General features: G+C 61.8%; 11 protein-coding genes. 9 read left to right on the top strand and 2 right to left on the bottom strand.

Annotated elements, in window-relative coordinates:
* The first annotated feature begins 217 nt into the window (after positions 1-217).
* The 5 genes from EWE75_RS13860 to EWE75_RS13880 all read left to right on the top strand — a co-directional run bounded on the left by EWE75_RS13860 (position 218) and on the right by EWE75_RS13880 (position 8,551).
* Positions 218-3,106: a TonB-dependent receptor domain-containing protein gene (locus EWE75_RS13860; protein ID WP_130158454.1), complete on the top strand. Its 2,889-nt coding sequence runs from the start codon at positions 218-220 to the stop codon at positions 3,104-3,106.
* Between the two features lie 344 nt (positions 3,107-3,450).
* Positions 3,451-4,716: a spinster family MFS transporter gene (locus EWE75_RS13865; protein WP_130158457.1), complete on the top strand. Its 1,266-nt coding sequence runs from the start codon at positions 3,451-3,453 to the stop codon at positions 4,714-4,716.
* Positions 4,717-4,743: 27 nt separating this feature from the next.
* A complete protein-coding gene (locus EWE75_RS13870; RefSeq protein ID WP_130158459.1) occupies positions 4,744-5,250 on the top strand; it encodes a DUF3237 domain-containing protein in 507 nt (168 codons plus the stop codon).
* A 219-nt stretch (positions 5,251-5,469) separates the two neighbouring features.
* Positions 5,470-6,795, top strand: a complete 1,326-nt coding sequence (gene tcuC / locus EWE75_RS13875; protein WP_130158461.1) for an MFS transporter — start codon at positions 5,470-5,472, stop codon at positions 6,793-6,795.
* 49 nt (positions 6,796-6,844) lie between these two features.
* Positions 6,845-8,551 carry a CapA family protein gene (locus tag EWE75_RS13880; RefSeq protein ID WP_130158463.1) on the top strand — a complete coding sequence of 569 codons (1,707 nt, stop codon included), beginning with the start codon at positions 6,845-6,847 and terminating at the stop codon, positions 8,549-8,551.
* 544 nt (positions 8,552-9,095) lie between these two features.
* Here EWE75_RS13880 and EWE75_RS13885 read toward each other — a convergent pair.
* On the bottom strand, positions 9,096-9,893 hold the full coding sequence (locus tag EWE75_RS13885) for a phytanoyl-CoA dioxygenase family protein (RefSeq protein WP_130158465.1): 798 nt from the start codon (positions 9,891-9,893) through the stop codon (positions 9,096-9,098).
* Between the two features lie 217 nt (positions 9,894-10,110).
* On the opposite strand from EWE75_RS13885, the gene EWE75_RS13890 reads away from it, so the two are divergent.
* From EWE75_RS13890 to EWE75_RS13905, 4 genes are read left to right on the top strand one after another with little or no spacing between them, the layout of a single operon-like run.
* Positions 10,111-11,352, top strand: coding sequence for an aromatic ring-hydroxylating oxygenase subunit alpha (locus tag EWE75_RS13890; RefSeq protein ID WP_130158467.1), 1,242 nt, complete (start codon positions 10,111-10,113; stop codon positions 11,350-11,352).
* A gap of 4 nt (positions 11,353-11,356) precedes the next feature.
* On the top strand, positions 11,357-13,294 hold the full coding sequence (locus tag EWE75_RS13895) for an alpha/beta hydrolase family protein (protein WP_165388384.1): 1,938 nt from the start codon (positions 11,357-11,359) through the stop codon (positions 13,292-13,294).
* The gene (locus tag EWE75_RS13900; protein WP_130158471.1) at positions 13,291-14,466 is read left to right on the top strand and encodes an MFS transporter; all 1,176 of its coding nucleotides are present in this window, start codon (positions 13,291-13,293) and stop codon (positions 14,464-14,466) included. Before EWE75_RS13895 ends, EWE75_RS13900 begins: the two co-directional genes overlap by 4 nt.
* Positions 14,463-15,683 (top strand): cytochrome P450, encoded by a 1,221-nt coding sequence (locus EWE75_RS13905; protein WP_130158473.1) that lies wholly within the window; start codon positions 14,463-14,465, stop codon positions 15,681-15,683. The genes EWE75_RS13900 and EWE75_RS13905 overlap by 4 nt, the downstream gene beginning before the upstream one ends.
* Here the strand turns inward: EWE75_RS13905 and EWE75_RS13910 are convergent.
* Positions 15,670-16,308, bottom strand: coding sequence for a TetR/AcrR family transcriptional regulator (locus tag EWE75_RS13910; protein WP_130158475.1), 639 nt, complete (start codon positions 16,306-16,308; stop codon positions 15,670-15,672). The genes EWE75_RS13905 and EWE75_RS13910 overlap by 14 nt on opposite strands.
* Positions 16,309-16,463 lie beyond the last annotated feature (155 nt).

Genomic DNA, 16,463 nt, shown 5'->3' on the forward strand with positions numbered 1-16,463 from the left:
GATCGAGCAACACGGCAACACCCTCCAATCCCAAACCTCACGCCTCTCCAATTTCCCCATTGGATGGATGACAGAGCTTGAGTGTCAATAACCGTAACCTGTCATTTAAATAAGCGCAACCGGTTGAATGACATAAATTGAAGGTTGACACTTGTCACTCAAACGGCAAAATCACGTCAACGAGCCAGAAGAGCCGCGACAGCGAGGAGACGAGAGCATGAAGCACACAACGAAGATTTTCGGCGCGGCAGCCCTTCAGCGCACAGCCAGCGCGATTGTGATCGCCACAGTCATGATAGCCCAGGCCCAGGCGCAAAATGCACCGGCACAGCCTGCGCTTCAAAGCCCAGCCGCTGTTCCCGGCACCTTGCCGCCCGCGCAGGCGCCCGCAACGAGCACGGCCGATGTCGCAACCGCTGATTCCTCGGCCAGTACTGACGATATCGTCGTTACCGGTTCGCGCCTTTCAACGACAGGCTTCACCGCACCATCGCCGACCACCGTCCTTGGTTCGGCCCTGCTTGAGCGGCAAGGGCAGTCCAATGTCGCTGAATTCATCAATCAAATTCCGGCGGTCCGTTCGTCGGCAACGTCCTCTACGTCAACCGCCACGTCTTTCCGCGGTGGGGCTGGCGGCAACTTCGTCAACCTTCGCGGTCTCGGCGTTACGCGCACCCTTGTGCTCATCGATAGCGAACGAGTCGTGCCTACAACGACGACCGGCACCCTTGATCTCAACATCATTCCGTCGATCATGCTCGATCGCGTCGAAGTCGTTACGGGGGGGGCATCGGCTGCGTACGGTTCCGATGCGGTGGCTGGCGTGGTCAATCTCATCCTCAAGAAGAAGTTCGTCGGTCTTCAGGCCGAAGGACAAACCGGCGTCACCCAGTATGGCGATAACCAGACATATCGCGCCGGTATCATCGGCGGCTTTAACTTCGGTACGGGCGGGCATGTACTGCTCGGTGGCGACTATGCGGAAAGCGCCGGGATAGGGACTCTGGAGGCCCGCGACTGGTCGCGTCGCGCCGGCGGTATCGTGGCCGGCGCCAATGGCGTTCAATATCTGGTGAACGACCTCCAGATCAACAATCAGACTTACGGCGGCATCATCAACAGCGGCCCGCTTCGCGGCACTGCATTTGGCCCAGGCAGCGTGCCGTACAGCTTTGCCTATGGTAACACCTTCGGCAATGCCTCATCCACTACCCAGCAAGGTGGCGGAAATCCGCGCAGCTTCAATTACGACGCAGCGCAAATTTCCATGCCATACAAGCGGTACACCGCACTTGCCCGCGTAGACTATGAGTTCAGTCCCGCATTCAACCTGCATGCGACGGTCAACTACGCCAATTCAGGCGCTCCTCACACTCTCCTGTACGCTCGCGACGCCGCACTCTCGATCCGGAGCGACAACGCGTTTCTGCCGCAGTCGGTGCGAGCGCAGATGGCGACGGCCGGCGTCAGCACCATTACCGTGGGTCGAATCTCCCGCGATCTCGGTCCCTATGTCTATTCCGACGACAACACCTTGTGGCGCGGCAGCGTCGGGGTAGACGGGGCGCTGGGAGGCGGCTGGAAATACGACGCCTATGTCGGCTATGGTCGTAACAAGATCGACTACGACTTGACCGCGCGGATCGATGGCGCCCTGCCCGGTGATCCCGCCGGAACCCGCCGATTCCTGAACGCCATCGATGCGGTGACCAATTCAGCTGGGCAAATTGTCTGCCGCGTCAATCAGGTGACGGTAACATCGCCCGGATGCGCCCCATTCAACATCTTTGGCGAAAATCCGTCCCTGACGGGCGCCCAACAGGCCTGGCTTGTCGGCACGCAGCACGTCAGTCAAATCACTGAGCGAACTTCGGCGGCTGCCAACATCGCTGGCAGTCCGTTCGCGACCTGGGCGGGTAAGGTGTCGGTAGCGGTCGGAGCCGAGTATCGGCGCGACAGTCAGGACGTCACTGTCGATGCGGGCTCGTTGGCACGCGCGTTCAATCTCGGGAACACCCAACCGATCGCCGGATCCACCACCGTTTACGAAGGCTATGGCGAAGTCGGTGTTCCCCTTCTGCGGGACGTCCCATTCTTTCAAAGCCTCGAGGCGAACGGTGCCGTACGACAGACGCACTACTCGCAGGCGGGTAACGTCACCACATGGAAGGGCGGTCTGACCTGGGAAGTGAACGACAGCCTACGTTTCCGTGGCACGCGCTCGCGCGACATCCGGGCACCGAACCTGTCCGAGCTTTTCCAGCCGCTGACGACGTCCCAGAACGCCGTAATCTACAACGGCGTTTCGACGTTGGCGAATACTAGGACGACCGGCAATCCGAACCTGAAACCGGAGCGGGCCGACACGCTGAGCTTCGGATTTGTCCTCTCGCCCACCTTTCTGCGCGGTTTCCGTTTCAGTGTCGACTATTACGACATTCGGTTGCGGGGAGCGATTGCGACGGTGGCCTCGCAAGCGCTCATCAACGGCTGTCAACAGCAAGGTCTGGCGGACTATTGTTCACGAATCAGCGTCGTCAACGGTGTTCCGCTTATCGACAGTTCGCCAGCGAATCTGAACAGCATTCGCACGAGCGGGTTGGACTTTGAATTGGCTTACGGTTTTCGGGCTTTAGGGGGTCGGTTTGACCTGAGCACCTATGCCACCTACGTCGATAAGTTCACTACAAGTGACGCCCTCGGAACCTTCAATCGTGCCGGTGAAATCAGCGGAGGATTCTTTTTCCCCGGCGATGACACGCCGCATTGGACGGGGTCTGCCAATGTCAACTACAACGTGAACCATCTGAATATTCTGGCCAATATCCGCTATACCGGCAGTTCCGTACTCGATAAATTCGCCCCTGCTGGGAAGTTAGTGGGACCCAATAAGGTTCCGGCCATTGCCTATCTGAACCTTTCGGCCGAGTGGACGGTGCCGACATCGACCCGGGGACAGTTCCAGTTCTTCGGTGGTATCGACAACGTCTTCAACACTGATCCGCCAAGCGAAATTCCGTATCAGTATTTCAATCGTGGAACCGCTTCCAGCTATTACGATGTTGCCGGTAGACGATTCCGCTTCGGTGCGCGGGTTCGGTACTGAAGTTGCAGGCGGAGGGGCGTGCAATGACCACAGTCGCACTCATTGAGGCACCTGCGGTGACAACTCCATTGGTACGCTCGGACTGGCGCAGCTCCTCCCGCGGAACTCGAAGGCCCTCGAGAGCCAGGCTTCGATGGTGCAACCCCATGTCTGACCCTGCGAACAGAGTGCGATTGCGCGAGTGTGGTCAACGCCAATGTTTTGACTTCAGCAGCGGCGACCGCATCGACCGCGTTCGTCATTCTCGAAAGCTTATCAAGGAGAAGGCAGATGACAGCCGTGGTGGATAGGAGAGCGCACCTTCGCTTCCTTCAAGCACGCCCCGTCCATCTGGAGACGCTAGCATGAGCGTTGCGCCTCGCGACGCGCGTTACACGCTTGCGTTGCTCACCGCCGTCTATGCCCTGGGCTACGCCGACCGAAACATTATCAACTTGTTACTTGACCCCATCAAGCACGAGTATCAGCTGTCCGACACGATCATGGGCTTGATCACCGGCTTCGGTTTCACCGCGTTCCAGACACTGCTGGGTATCCCGCTGGCGCGGCTGGCGGATACCTCCCGCCGGGTGACAGTTCTGATTGCCGGACTTCTGATGTGGAGCGTGATGACGGGCCTCAGCGGGCTTGCGACGAGCGCGATCCTGCTCGCGATTGCCCGCATGGGCGTGGGCGTCGGCGAGGCGTGCCTGACCGGTCCCGCTCACGCGCTGCTGTCCAGCAATTTCGAGAAGGCCGAACGTCCGCGCGCATTTTCCATCATGGGTGCGGGGGGTGAGATCGGGGTGATTCTGGCCTTTCTCGTCGGCGGCTGGGTCAGCCACGTCTGGGGTTGGCGGGCCGCGTTCTTTGTTGCAGGCCTGCCCGGTATCGTCCTTGCCGTGGTCATGCACCTGACGCTCAAGGAACCTCCCCGAGGAGAGACCGTCGAGCGCCAGCCGGTTCTCCCGATCGGTGCGGCCCTGGCCGAATTGGCGCAGCGACCCAGTTTCGTGATCGCCGTACTGGCCAGCATGGCGATGGGCCTCAACATCTTCGGAATCCAGGTCTGGAGCCCGAGCTATCTTCGCCGCATCTATGCGTTGGATACCGCATCCGTCGGGACGACCATCGCCCTCCTGCGCGCCGGCCTGAGCGTGACGGGCGCGGTTGCCGGTGGGTCGATCGCTACCTGGTGCGTCCGTCGCTACGGGCAGCGGTGGTTCATGCTTTTTCCGGCTTGCATCTGCGGTGTATCGGGGCTGGCACTCCTCGCCTTCCTCTTTGCGCCAAGCCTTGCAGTCGCCATCGTCTGCCTCGGATTGGTCAACATGACCATCGGGGCGCAACTCGGGCCGGTCTTCTCGTTGGTACAGACGGTCTCGCCGATCCGGAGTCGAGCGCTTGCGGCCGCGCTGTTCGTTTCCCTTACGCAGCTATTCGGCATGGGCCTTGGCGCACTGGCGATCGGCGCGACCAGCGATGCGCTGCATGCCAACCATGGCGAGGCTGCGTTGCGCTACGCGCTCCTGATCCCGGCGGCCGGCGCGCTATTGGCCTGCCTGCTCTATGCCTTCGGCGCGCGGCACGTCGCACACGATATCGAACGCGCCGAAAACGCCGTCTCCTAAACCATCCTTGGTACTGAAGGATCTGTCATGCCTATTGACCTTACGCCCGATATCCAACCCACCCGCGTCAGTGAGCCTGAGTTCGAGTTCGTCATGCAGACCCGTGTGCTGGTGAACCCAAAACTCCGGGTGCTGGGGAACGTCGGCGGATCGGGTGACCGCAAGATGCTGGAAATTCTGGGCGGCGACTTCGAGGGGCCGAAATTGCGCGGAAAGATCCTTCCCGGCGGTGGTGACTGGCCTCTGCTGCGCCCCGATGGTGTCGGTATCGTCGACGCGCGCTATACCTTCGAGACGGATGACGGCGTCTATATCAACATCATCAATACCGGATACCGCCACGCGCCGCCGGAAACGTTGGCGGTGCTCGACGCCAAGCGCGCAGTGGCCGATCCGAACGGCTACTATCTACGGACATATACCCGCTTCGAAGCGCCGCTGGGCAAATATGAGTGGTTGTCCAAGCACGTGTTCGTCGGCATTGGCGAGCGGCACCCCGAGGTGCTGTTCCTGCGTTACTTCATGTTACTGTAATGGCAGTTTTTCTGCGGACTGAGCAGGTCCGCCCCGCCCCGACAGGTCGTCTGAGATGAATTTTGTCTTCAACGCGATCACTAGCGCTTCGTCACTTCTGCCGACGGCCGTCAATCTGGGCGATCAAGCCACGCACATGGTCAAGCCGTGGCCGGAGAACGGTTCTGATCGATGTGCAGGCCGCCGGAACCCCAATTTTCCTTGCCAAGAGTAAAGCGGATGCCCCGACCGAGCAGCGCCAAGGCTAGCCCACTGAAGTCGATCTTCATCGTCTCCAGCGGCAACTTCCTGGAAATGTATGATTTCATGGTCTTTGGCTATTACGCCAAGGCGATCGGCGCAACGTTCTTTCCGGCACAGAACGAATCCGCCTCGATCCTTCTTTCGCTGATGACCTTCGGGGCCGGCTTCCTGATGCGCCCGGTCGGCGCATTGGTTCTCGGAGCGTATATGGATCGGCATGGGCGGCGGCGCGGACTTCTTCTGACACTGGCCCTGATGGGCGTCGGCACTTTGTCGATCGCCTGCATGCCGTCCTATGCGCAAATTGGCATATTTGCGCCGCTGCTCATCCTGGCGGGACGTCTCATCCAGGGGCTGTCTGCGGGCGTAGAGGTCGGCGGGGTATCGGTGTACCTGGCGGAACTGGCGTCGCCCAACAACCGTGGCTTCTACGTGGCGTGGCAATCCGCGTCTCAACAGGTCGCCGTGGTGTTCGCCGCGCTGATCGGATTGGCGCTGAGCTATATGCTGCCGCCGACAGAGATCGCGTCCTGGGGCTGGCGGATACCCTTCTTCATCGGATCCGCGCTGCTTCCCTTCCTGTTCGTCATCCGCGGTATGCTGCAGGAAGATGTGAGCGCATTGGAAGAAAGCCGTCCCGACATGAAGGCGATCTTCACGACGGTGGCAGACCATGCAGGCGTCATTTTGCTAGGCGCGTTGATGGCGGTCATGACGACCGTCTTCTTCTACATGATCACCGCCTACACGCCGACCTACGGGAACAGCGTGCTGAAATTGTCGGCGCCAAGCGCGATGACCGTTACCTTGTGCGTCGGGCTTCTCAACTTTGCGATGCTGCCGACGATGGGGGCATTGTCGGATCGCATCGGGCGTACGCCGCTGCTGATTGGCTCGGCACTGCTGGCCATAATGACCGGCTATCCAGCGCTCGCCTGGCTGACGAGTGATCCCAGCTTCGGTCGACTGCTTGGTGTCGAGCTATGGCTCGCCCTGGTCTACGCCGCATATAATGGCGCGATGGTCGTCCACCTCGCCGAGGTTATGCCGGCGCGCGCGCGCACCGCCGGATTTTCGCTAGCCTACAGCTTGGCAACGGCGATTTTCGGCGGCTTCACGCCGGCCCTGTCGACCTACCTGATCGCCCGTTCCGGCAATCCCGCGATGCCCGGTGTCTGGCTGTCGTTCGCAGCGGTCATCAGCTTGGCCGCTACGCTATTGCTCGCAAGATCAAAGCAGAAAGCTTTCCGGGATCGGCCGTTGCCGTTGGGCTCGGAAAAGCGCGACGGCAAGCTGAAATGATGCTGCCATCTTTCGTTGCCAACACCCCAATCTTGTTTGGAGGAATGCCATGAAGACGACCCGGTATTTGCAGTCGCGCCGCTGCGCGCTGATGCTCACGGCCGCCGCTTTGCTGGGGGCAGGCAATGCGCAGGCGCAGCGCGTTGCGACGAACGTCGGCTACGGTGCGAAAGTCGCCGATCCGGGCCGCGGCGTCCCGACTCATCCCGATCAAAAGCAGGAGCTGGCACTCAAGATCGAAGCGCCATTCACAGTGGCCGCCGTTGGCGATCTGCTACAATTTCAGCCTTTCGCGAATACCGCCGATTTGCGAACCCAATCGCTATTGGACGTTTTGCGGAAAGCCGATGTTGCCGTCGGCGATTTCGAGAACGAGATCATGGATTTCGATAATTTCGGGCATGCCGGCGGCAATCTTGCGACCAAGGAAGTGGCCGACGATTGGGCGCTCATGGGCATCGACATGGTCAGCCGCGCCAATAACAAGTCGAACCGCGCTCCCGGCATCTGGGAGAACTTTCATCAGGTCGAGCGCGTCGGCATCATCCATACGGGCGTCGCCCGTAGCCTCCCCGAAGCCCGCATGGCGCGCTACTTCGCAACTCCGAAGGGACTGGTGGGCGAGATCGGTGTATCGGCCGATGGCGGGTTGGACATGTGCTGCGGCGGTGGCCAGATCGTCCGCGTTACCCCGGCCCAGCTCACGGCCGTTCGTGGAATCCGCGACTCAATTCTGGCGCGGCGTAACGAGGTGGACGTACCTGCCCGCAACCCTCCCGCCGAGCCGGAGGGCAGCGTGTCGGTGTTCGGTGTGACCTTCCGTCTACCCGGCGTAGAAGGTGAAACGGCTCCTCCCTCCGCAGCAGAGGCCGCGTATCGCGAGGTCGCCCCCGGCCCGCAGGACGCTTATAAGAACTCGCTCCATCTGACCCTGTTTCACGGCGTAACCGCCGCGCAGATGGCGGTGCTGCGCAGCATTGCCGGTGTCGTCGGAAGCGGCGACCTCGAAGCATTCGGTACGCGATTCCGCCTGATGGACCGGCCTGGTGAACACAGCTTCGACATGGATCCCAAGGACCTCAAGGATATCCTCGTTCAGGTCCGCACCGCAAAGCAGGCTTCAGACCTTCTGATCCTGAACGCGCACTGGCATCAGAACCGGTACGATTTCCAGGCCTATTCTCACGACCATTTTCCTGCCGACTTCGAAATCGCGTTTGCCCATGACGCGATCGATCAAGGCGTCGATGTCTTTGCCGCGCAAGGCGTACACACGATCAAGGGAATCGAAATCTACAAGGGCAAGCCAATCTTCTATGGCTTGTCCAACTTCATTTTCCAGTCGGCGATCATGCCCGAAAGCAAAGGCAAGCTGCCGAGTGTGCCTGGCGTCGAGGACCGGGTCGAGCGACGGCGGCGGGGTGGGGGTTTGTCGGTTGGCGACGAACGCGGCAAATCCGCCGTGGCCGACGAGAACGCTATCGTCGGCGAACATGAAGTACAGGGTTTTTGGCAGCTCAAGGCCAATTTGGAAGCGATTCTCGCCGAGACGCGCTTCGATCACGGGCGACTTGTGGAGGTGCGACTCCATCCGGTTGATCTTGGGCAGACGCCTCGTCCTGGATCGCAGGTGGGTATCCCCCGCATTCCGACCCCCACGGTGGCGGCGAAAATCCTGGCTGAGATCATTGAGTATTCAAAGCCGTTCGGCACGCAAATCGTCATCGAGAACGGGATCGGCGTGATCAAACTTTGAGTAAACCGCTGAGCTTTTATATCAATATGAGAAGCATAGCGGGCGACCCTGGTCGGGCATGAAGATGTGGCGCCATCGGGGCGCCATTTCTGCCATTGTCATTGATCCGGGCCGATATCGACGAGTTACAGTCTTCGCGTCACAGTTGTGGATCCGCGCCAACAGATCAAACCGGGCAGAAATCGCTACCATCCAATCCGGCATCAGTCACGATAGAAAAGTTAACGGCTTCCAATCTGCGCGCTTCCACCTCGCAAAGGTCAGAAAGCACCTTCCCGAGAGTACGCCTGAAAATGCCACGGGCGTCGACCATAGACCAACTGGACCAACGTGGCCCGCGCGCTTGCGTCCTGGGTAAACCGCAGGCGTCAATCCCGACCATGAATCCGGCGTCGAAAGCCACGCAAGGCCGGTGGAGCTTTCGAACTGGCGGCAGTCATTCCACAGACACGTCCTCGCCTACTGTCGTATAGCATCTGCCCGTCCAAGGACTACGAAATCTCCGAACCGTTGCATGGCCTGAACTCGGAAGACCTGCGATTCTTTACGAGCGGGGCCAAGCAATCGGGAACAACTCACTGGTAAGATGAGCACCAGATTGAAGGGCGATAGCCGGTATCGGGAGGCCGCCGTTCCTGGCCATATGGAAAAAATCGTCGTCGCGCGGGTCGTATAGCACATCCTGATCGGTCCAACGCGTGGCTAGCGCGCGCCGTTGCGCAGTTGGCCCCGTCGCCGGCGCACCGTGCAGGGTATCGACGTCGTGGATCAGAACGTCGCCCGGTTCGAGCGTCCATGCCAGGAATTCATGCTCCGCGATCTCGCTTCCTGGCGGGGGAAGGTCACGCACGAATTGCTCTACCGACAAGCGACCCCGATCGCGAACCCAACGATGCGAACCCTTGAAATAGGTCACTGCGCCCGAAGTGGGTGAGGCATGATCGAACGGAATCCAGATCGACGCGACCTTGCCTTCTCGCGTGGGGAAGTAGGTCGAGTCGAGATGCCAGGGCGTTGCGCTTGGCAGGCCAGGTTGCTTGACGATCAACTGGTCGTAAAAGAAATTGACCTGCTTGGCCCGCAAGAAGCGCTGCGCGATGTCGGGCAAGCTGGAATTCAGCAGGAAATCTCGGAATACCGCATTTCGTCGCCAGTGCAGAAACCCATTGTAGAACCCACCGCGCGTCGTAAATGCGGCATCGGTATCGCTCATCGCGTCTGTGATCGCGTCTCGCATCGCCGTGATCCAGCGTGGTTCGATGACACCTCGCACGACGGCCGCGCCGTCGCGTTCGAAGGCCGCAACTTCATCTTCTTCGATCGCGGCGACCATATCACGCATCGTCAAGCTCTCGATTCCTGTTTCCGCCGAAGGCTACATCAACAGGAAAAGCCGAGAGATTGTCAATACACATCTGTATGTAACGGAGCAGCCCTGACGTGACGTCTGCCGAGAGACAGCCAATTGACAGCACCGACCACCAACCATACACATATGTATGTTGAAGAAATATGTGGGCACCATCGACTGGCTGAAATTGTGAGAGGTTGGGGCGAAAATGATTGAGGGCACAGCGTTTCTCGAGCTTCTGGAGCGTCAGCGCGCCGGCTGGACGCTCGAACAACCCTTCTATCTCGATGAGGACATCTTCGCGTTCGAGCGCGACCGCTGGATGTCGCGGCAGTGGATGCTGATGGCGCATATCGCCGAGCTACCCGCCAAGGGCAGTCACATCGTACGCGATCTGTTCAACGAATCGATCGTGATAGCGCGCGCGGGGGACGATGACGTCCGCGCCTATTTCAACGTCTGCACGCATCGCGGATCGCGGCTCTGCAAGGCGGACGGTCGCGCGCCGCTGCTCGTCTGCCCCTATCATGCCTGGTCGTTCAAACTGACAGGGGAATTGCAAAGCCGCGCCGACGTGCCGGACGGCATTGACCCAGCCGACCTGGGGCTGCATCCGGTTTCGGTCCATCTCGTCGAAGGGCTGATCTTCTGCGCCTTGCCGAGCGATGCCCTGCCCGATCCGGCACCGGCATTCGACGTCTTGGGCCCCGCGTTGCGGCAACACGGAATCAAGCGCGCCCGGATCGCCGCGCGCAAGAGCTATCCTACCAATGCCAATTGGAAGCTGGTGCTGGAGAATGCGTTTGAATGCTATCACTGCCGCAACGCCCATCCTGAATATACCAACGTGAACGGGCATGTGCAGGTGACCGGCATGCGCGATGCAGCGAAGGCGGAGACCTGGGCGGACGAGATCGCCCACTGGCAGAAAACGATCACCGGAGCCGATGGCTTCGACATGAAGCATCGCGACCCCGGCTCCCTCGACCGCCTGTCGTACAGCGTGACGCGCCACCCGATCGGGCGCGGACGCGCAACGCTGTCGCGCGATGGCGCGCCGGTTTCCAAGTTGATGGGCGCGTTCGCCGATTATGACGGTGGCGAAACCCAGTTCCGCTTCGGGCGCCTGTCGTTCGCCAGCGCCGCCAACGATCATGTCACGCTAGTGCAGATCCAGCCGCGCAGCGCGCAACAGACCGACATGGTGCTAACCTGGCTGGTCGATGCGGACGCCGATCCGGCGCTCGACGTCGAGCCGATCCAGTGGATGTGGGACGTGACGACGGTGCAGGACAAGCGGATCATCGAGGACAATGCCGCCGGCATCCGCTCGCGCGCGTACCGACCCGGGCCCTATACCGCGCTCGAGGGCGAAACTGCGACCTTCGTCCAATCCTATCGCGCCGAAATGCACGCGCTGGTGTGCGACGACGCCGGCGTGGGGGGGTGAAGGCATGGGCACGACAGCGCACACAACGATTGACGCCCTCTATACCCGGCTGATGCGGCCGGGCAGCGGCGAGCCCTACAGCGCGACCGACGCCTGCAGCGCGGATGGCGAAACGGTGTACTTCATCGGCACCGTTTGCGGCGACACGGTGTTCGATGCGACACGATCGATCGTGTATCGCGCAAGTCGCACCGGCACGATGACCCCAATGTACCAGGGCCGTGCGAAACTGCTCGAACTGGCCCCGGGCGGTGCCCGGCTTGCTTTCGCTTCGAGCGGTCACGGCGGGGGCGATGATCGCCTGATCGTCATCGCCACTGATGGCACGATCGTCAGCGAGATGCCGACCGAAGGCCGGATCGAACAGATCGGCTGGTCACCCGACGGAGCAGCCTTGTTGGTTTTGGTGGCGGGTGCCGGTACCGATACGACGACACTAGCGGGGTCGCTCAGCGCCGCCACGGATCGCGCGGCGGAAGCCGCGGAGCCCGTGATCGACGACGGCACGCCCGACCCCGAAGACCGGCGTTGGTTGTCGATCCATTGCCCCGGCCGACCGGATTTGGACCGGACGCTGGCCATCGCAGGAATGATCTGGGAAGCATCCTGGTGCGGGACGGCGGGTATCGCCGTGTTGCTGAGCGCGCAGAGCGGCGAGGCAGCCTGGTATCGCGCCGGGCTGGCGATAGTCGATCCGGAAACCGGCAGTGTCCGCAGCCTGTATCAGCCGCAGGACCAGATCGGGCAAGTGCGCGGTGCGCCAGATGGCGACCGGGTCGCGTTCATCGAAGGGGTGGCGAGCGACCGCGGGCTGGTCTGCGGCACCCTGAAGAGGGTCGATGCCGCCGGCGATACCGTGGAAGCGCTCTCGACCGGAAAGACCGAGATCACCTCGATCGCCTGGCGCGGCCGCACGCTTCATCTAGCGGGGCAGCGCGGTCTCGTAACCGCGATCGGCGATCATGACCTCGGGCCCGACGGGTATCGCGAGCGATGGTCGTCCGAGCGGTGGAGTTGCGGCGCTTATGTTCCCACCTCCCGCCCCGTTGGGAGCGGGCACGGCATCGCCGTGATGGAAGGCCAGACCGCCCCGCCGCGACTCGCATTGGTCGGCGATGACGGGTTTGAGACGATCCGTATCTTCACCGAGAATGACGATCGCGCGGACACGACAAGCGTATCGGTGCGGTGGCGAGCGCCCGACGGTCTCGAGATCGAGGGGATCCTAGTCCGCCCGGTGAGCGTGAGCGGTCCGCTGCCGACGGTTGTCGATATCCACGGCGGGCCGACCTGGGCTTATCGGGCCCGGTGGGAGGGCCGCCAGCGCTCGACGCCGGCGCTCGTCGCGGCAGGGTTCGCGGTGCTGTACCCCAACCCGCGCGGGAGCTTTGCCCGGGGTCAGGATTTCGCGCGGCGGGTCCAGGGCGACATGGGCGGAGCCGACGTCGGCGATATCCTATCGGGTATCGACCATCTGATTGCCGAGGGACTCGCCGACCCGGCACGTATCGGCCTGACCGGCTCCAGCTATGGCGGCTACATGTCCGCGTGGCTCCCCAAGCTCAGGCCGCAGATCGCGGCGGCGGTTTGCATCTCGCCGGTGAGCAACTGGTTCAGCCAGCATTTTACCTCGAACATGCCGATCCTCGAAGAATTGTTCATCGGCGGTGTGCCGGCCGTCAGCGGCCAGGAATATCTCGCCCGCAGCCCCGCTCTGTCCGCCGCGAAGACCCAAGCCGCGACACTGATTCTCGCCGGTGCGCTGGATCGATGCACGCCGATCGGGCAGTCGATCGAACTGCACCGCTCGTTGCTGGAACAGGGATCGCCGAGCGTCCTCCTGACCTATCCGCAAGACGGCCACAGCATCCGCAGCCCGCGCGGCTATATCGACAGCGCGGCGCGGACCCTCGACTGGTTTTTGCGGCATATGGCGCCATGAGCGTCAATGCGCACATCCGGCGCGAGGTCCTCGGGCTGGATGCAGCCGAATGGGCGGTCATCGCGATCGCGCTTGCGGCAGCGACCCTGCCCGCGGTGCTTCCGCTGATGGTCGGCGTGCTCGCGCGGCAATTCGGGATCGGTACGGCTCAGGCGGGCTATGTCATCGCGATCAACATGGGGGGCATCCTCGCGGGCTCGCTGAGTTGTGTACTGCTGGCACGACGGTTCCGCTGGGCACCGCTGATCTTCTCAGGCCTAGGCATCATGGTGCTGGGGAACGGATTGACCATGCTGACGCACGGCCTGCCCCCACTGATCGCGACCCGACTGATCTCGGGCTGGGGCGAAGGTGTGGTCGGCGCGTGCTGTTACGCGCTGATGGGCCAGGCAAAGCTGCCCGGCCGGTCGATCGCGTTCTATACAGCCGGCCAATCGATCATCGGCGCTGCGGGATTGGCGATCCTGCCGACGTTGATGGCCGGGTTCGGCTGGCACGTCTTCTACATATTGGTTTCGGTCATCGCCGTGCCCGCCATGCTGCTGACCCCGATCGCGACCCGCGCGCGCGCCATCGTGGTGATCGATCGGCAGACGTCCACGGCGACGCGACTTTCTATCGGCAGCTTCGGAGCGCTCATCGCGATCTTCCTGTTCTTCGTAGGGATCGCCATGATCTGGGCGTTCATGGAGCCGCTGGGAGTCCGTCAGAGCCTCACCCTGACCCAATTGTCGATCGCGCTGTCGGCATCGTCGATCGCCGGGCTGGGCGGATCCTTCGCGGCAGGAGCGTTGGCGGATCGGCTGCGCACTGAGATTGGCCTTGCGATTGGCATTGCGGTGATCATAGCGAGCCTGACCCTGCTGCTGACGGGCGGCTTCTATTCTTATATGGCGGCGATCTGCGGGCTGTACTTCGCCTGGGCGTATCAGTTTCCGTTCCTGTTCGGTTGTCTCGCGGACATCGATAGCGATGGACGGATTGCGGCGCTGACGCCGGTCGCGACCGGCGGGGCGCTGACGGTCGCACCGGCGATAGGCGGCTTCGTACTGGAAAATGGCGGGCTGGCGATGCTAAGCGCCGGCTGCCTGGGACTGACGCTGGCGGCGACGCTTCTCGCCGCTTGGGTCCGCATGCGCCCTAAACACCATTTGGCCAAGGCATATCTATGACGTCCGAGGCACCCTGGTCGCACGATCTCGACTGGCCACATGGTCTGGCGCCGTTCGATCCGTTCGACACCGATATCCAGTGCGATCCCTATGCGCATTACGCCTGGCTGCGCGACCATGCGCCGGTGATCCGCGCTGGGCAGCGCGAGACACCGCTCTACATCGTCTCGCGTTTCGGCGACGTAACCGAAGCGCTGCGCAACGCTCACGATTTCTCCTCGGTGCCGCGACGGGATATCGTCATCCCCGGCTTTCTGCTCAACAGCGATCCGCCCGATCACACGCGCCTTCGCCATTCCGCCAGCCGCGCCTTCACGCCCCGCGCGATCGCCGCCGTCGAGCCGGTTATCGCCAAGCTGATCGCCGAGCGGTGGGAACCGATCGTGTCCGCGGGCGGAGGCGAAGTGATCGGCAGCTTCGCCAGCCCCCTGACGATCGCGGTGATCGCGACGGTGCTTGGGATCCCCGTGTCGCAATCCGAGACGATGCGCGAGTGGACGACCGCAAGCATCGAGTATCTCGGGATGTTGTTCCGCGGCGTGCCCAATGCCTCGGCCAACGACACCGCGCTAACGTCGATGCTCGCCTATATCAACGCGGTGTTCGACACCGTCGATGTGACGCACGGCGAAACGGTCGTCGCCAATCTCGCGCGGTTGCGTAATGAGGGTGTGCTGTCGGCCGAAGAAGCCGCCGGCTTCGCATGCCAATTGTTCATGGCGGGCCATGAGACGACGACGCTGCTGACGGGGAATTGCCTCGACTTCCTGAGCGTCAATCCGGACATTTTCGCAAGGCTGGGCGCCGTCGAAACCATCCCGAAATTCCTAGACGAGATGGTCCGCTATCGACCGCCGGTCCACCGGCTGACGCGATACGCCGCACGCGACGTCGAAATCGCCGGGTGCCGGATTCCGGCGGGGGCGAGCGTCCGGCTGCTGATCGCGTCTGCCAATCGCGATCTTGCCAAGTTCGAGGATCCCGATCGCTTCGATCCGCTGCGTAAGAACGCCGCGCACGCCGGATTCGGCTATGGCATCCACATGTGCATCGGATCGTGGCTGGCGAAACTGGAGGTGCGATTGATGCTTGAAACACTGGTCGCGACCACAGCGAGGCTCGAACCTGACACGCGCTGGCCGCGACAACCGCTGGCTGGGGGCGCCTTCGCGACCGTCGGGCTGCACAGCCTGGGATTGAAGGTCACACCGCTTTAGATCGCGCCCGCTTGCGCGGTTCGGTGCGTTCAATCAGCGAGCGTAACATCGCCTCGAGCTCCGGTGTAGGGCGTTGTCCGGTCAGGACCTCATTGTAGAACGGCGCGAGCCGGACACGTTCTTCAATGCTCTCGTCGATGGCGAGCGCGTAATAGCCGATCTGGTGGAAATAGACGACGCGCGCACGGACCAGAGATTCGTCCGGACCCAACCCCATTCGCGTGAAATGGCTTTGCAGCAATGTAACCCACGCTTTGTCGGTCTCGTGGACCAGCCTCGCGACGGCCGGGCTCTTGCGTGCCCAGGCGCGGATGGCGGTATCGAACTGGGGAACGATCGGATCCTCGCCCAGCCAGATACGGACGACCTCAACGAAATCCAACGGCGTGGTCGCCCAACGCGCGGCGATCTGTTCGATCTCGCGCACATTGCGCCCACGCCAATCCTCCAGCAAAGCGTCGAGCAGTGCCTGCCGATCCTCGAAATGCCAATAGAAACTGCCCCGCGTCACCTTCATTCGCTTGGCTAGCCGATCGACCTTCACGTCATCGATGCCCGACTTCACCAGCACTTTTCGCGCCACAGCGATCCAGTCTTCGCGCGTCAGCCGTCGGGCCACTACCATTTCGTTCTTCCAATCAACCGTCGCGGCTTAGAATAAGATTTTTTCGTCGATTGCAAACGCCAACCTTCGGCGTGTTCGGACCGGCAGTATCGCCCAACCGGCGCAAATGCCATGCCGTGAACTATGAAAATGACACCGCCTTGACAGTACATCAC

This window comes from Sphingomonas populi, from assembly GCF_004208535.1.
Lineage (GTDB): Bacteria > Pseudomonadota > Alphaproteobacteria > Sphingomonadales > Sphingomonadaceae > Sphingomonas > Sphingomonas populi.

Bases quoted from the DNA above. Each gene is read 5' to 3' on its own strand.
- EWE75_RS13905 (WP_130158473.1), top strand. From the start codon at position 14,463: ATGACGTCCGAGGCACCCTGGTCGCACGATCTCGACTGGCCACATGGT.
- tcuC (WP_130158461.1), top strand. From the start codon at position 5,470: ATGCCCCGACCGAGCAGCGCCAAGGCTAGCCCACTGAAGTCGATCTTC.
- EWE75_RS13900 (WP_130158471.1), top strand. From the start codon at position 13,291: ATGAGCGTCAATGCGCACATCCGGCGCGAGGTCCTCGGGCTGGATGCA.
- EWE75_RS13895 (WP_165388384.1), top strand. From the start codon at position 11,357: ATGGGCACGACAGCGCACACAACGATTGACGCCCTCTATACCCGGCTG.
- EWE75_RS13885 (WP_130158465.1), bottom strand. From the start codon at position 9,893: ATGCGTGATATGGTCGCCGCGATCGAAGAAGATGAAGTTGCGGCCTTC.
- EWE75_RS13860 (WP_130158454.1), top strand. From the start codon at position 218: ATGAAGCACACAACGAAGATTTTCGGCGCGGCAGCCCTTCAGCGCACA.
- EWE75_RS13880 (WP_130158463.1), top strand. From the start codon at position 6,845: ATGAAGACGACCCGGTATTTGCAGTCGCGCCGCTGCGCGCTGATGCTC.
- EWE75_RS13865 (WP_130158457.1), top strand. From the start codon at position 3,451: ATGAGCGTTGCGCCTCGCGACGCGCGTTACACGCTTGCGTTGCTCACC.
- EWE75_RS13870 (WP_130158459.1), top strand. From the start codon at position 4,744: ATGCCTATTGACCTTACGCCCGATATCCAACCCACCCGCGTCAGTGAG.
- EWE75_RS13910 (WP_130158475.1), bottom strand. From the start codon at position 16,308: ATGGTAGTGGCCCGACGGCTGACGCGCGAAGACTGGATCGCTGTGGCG.
- EWE75_RS13890 (WP_130158467.1), top strand. From the start codon at position 10,111: ATGATTGAGGGCACAGCGTTTCTCGAGCTTCTGGAGCGTCAGCGCGCC.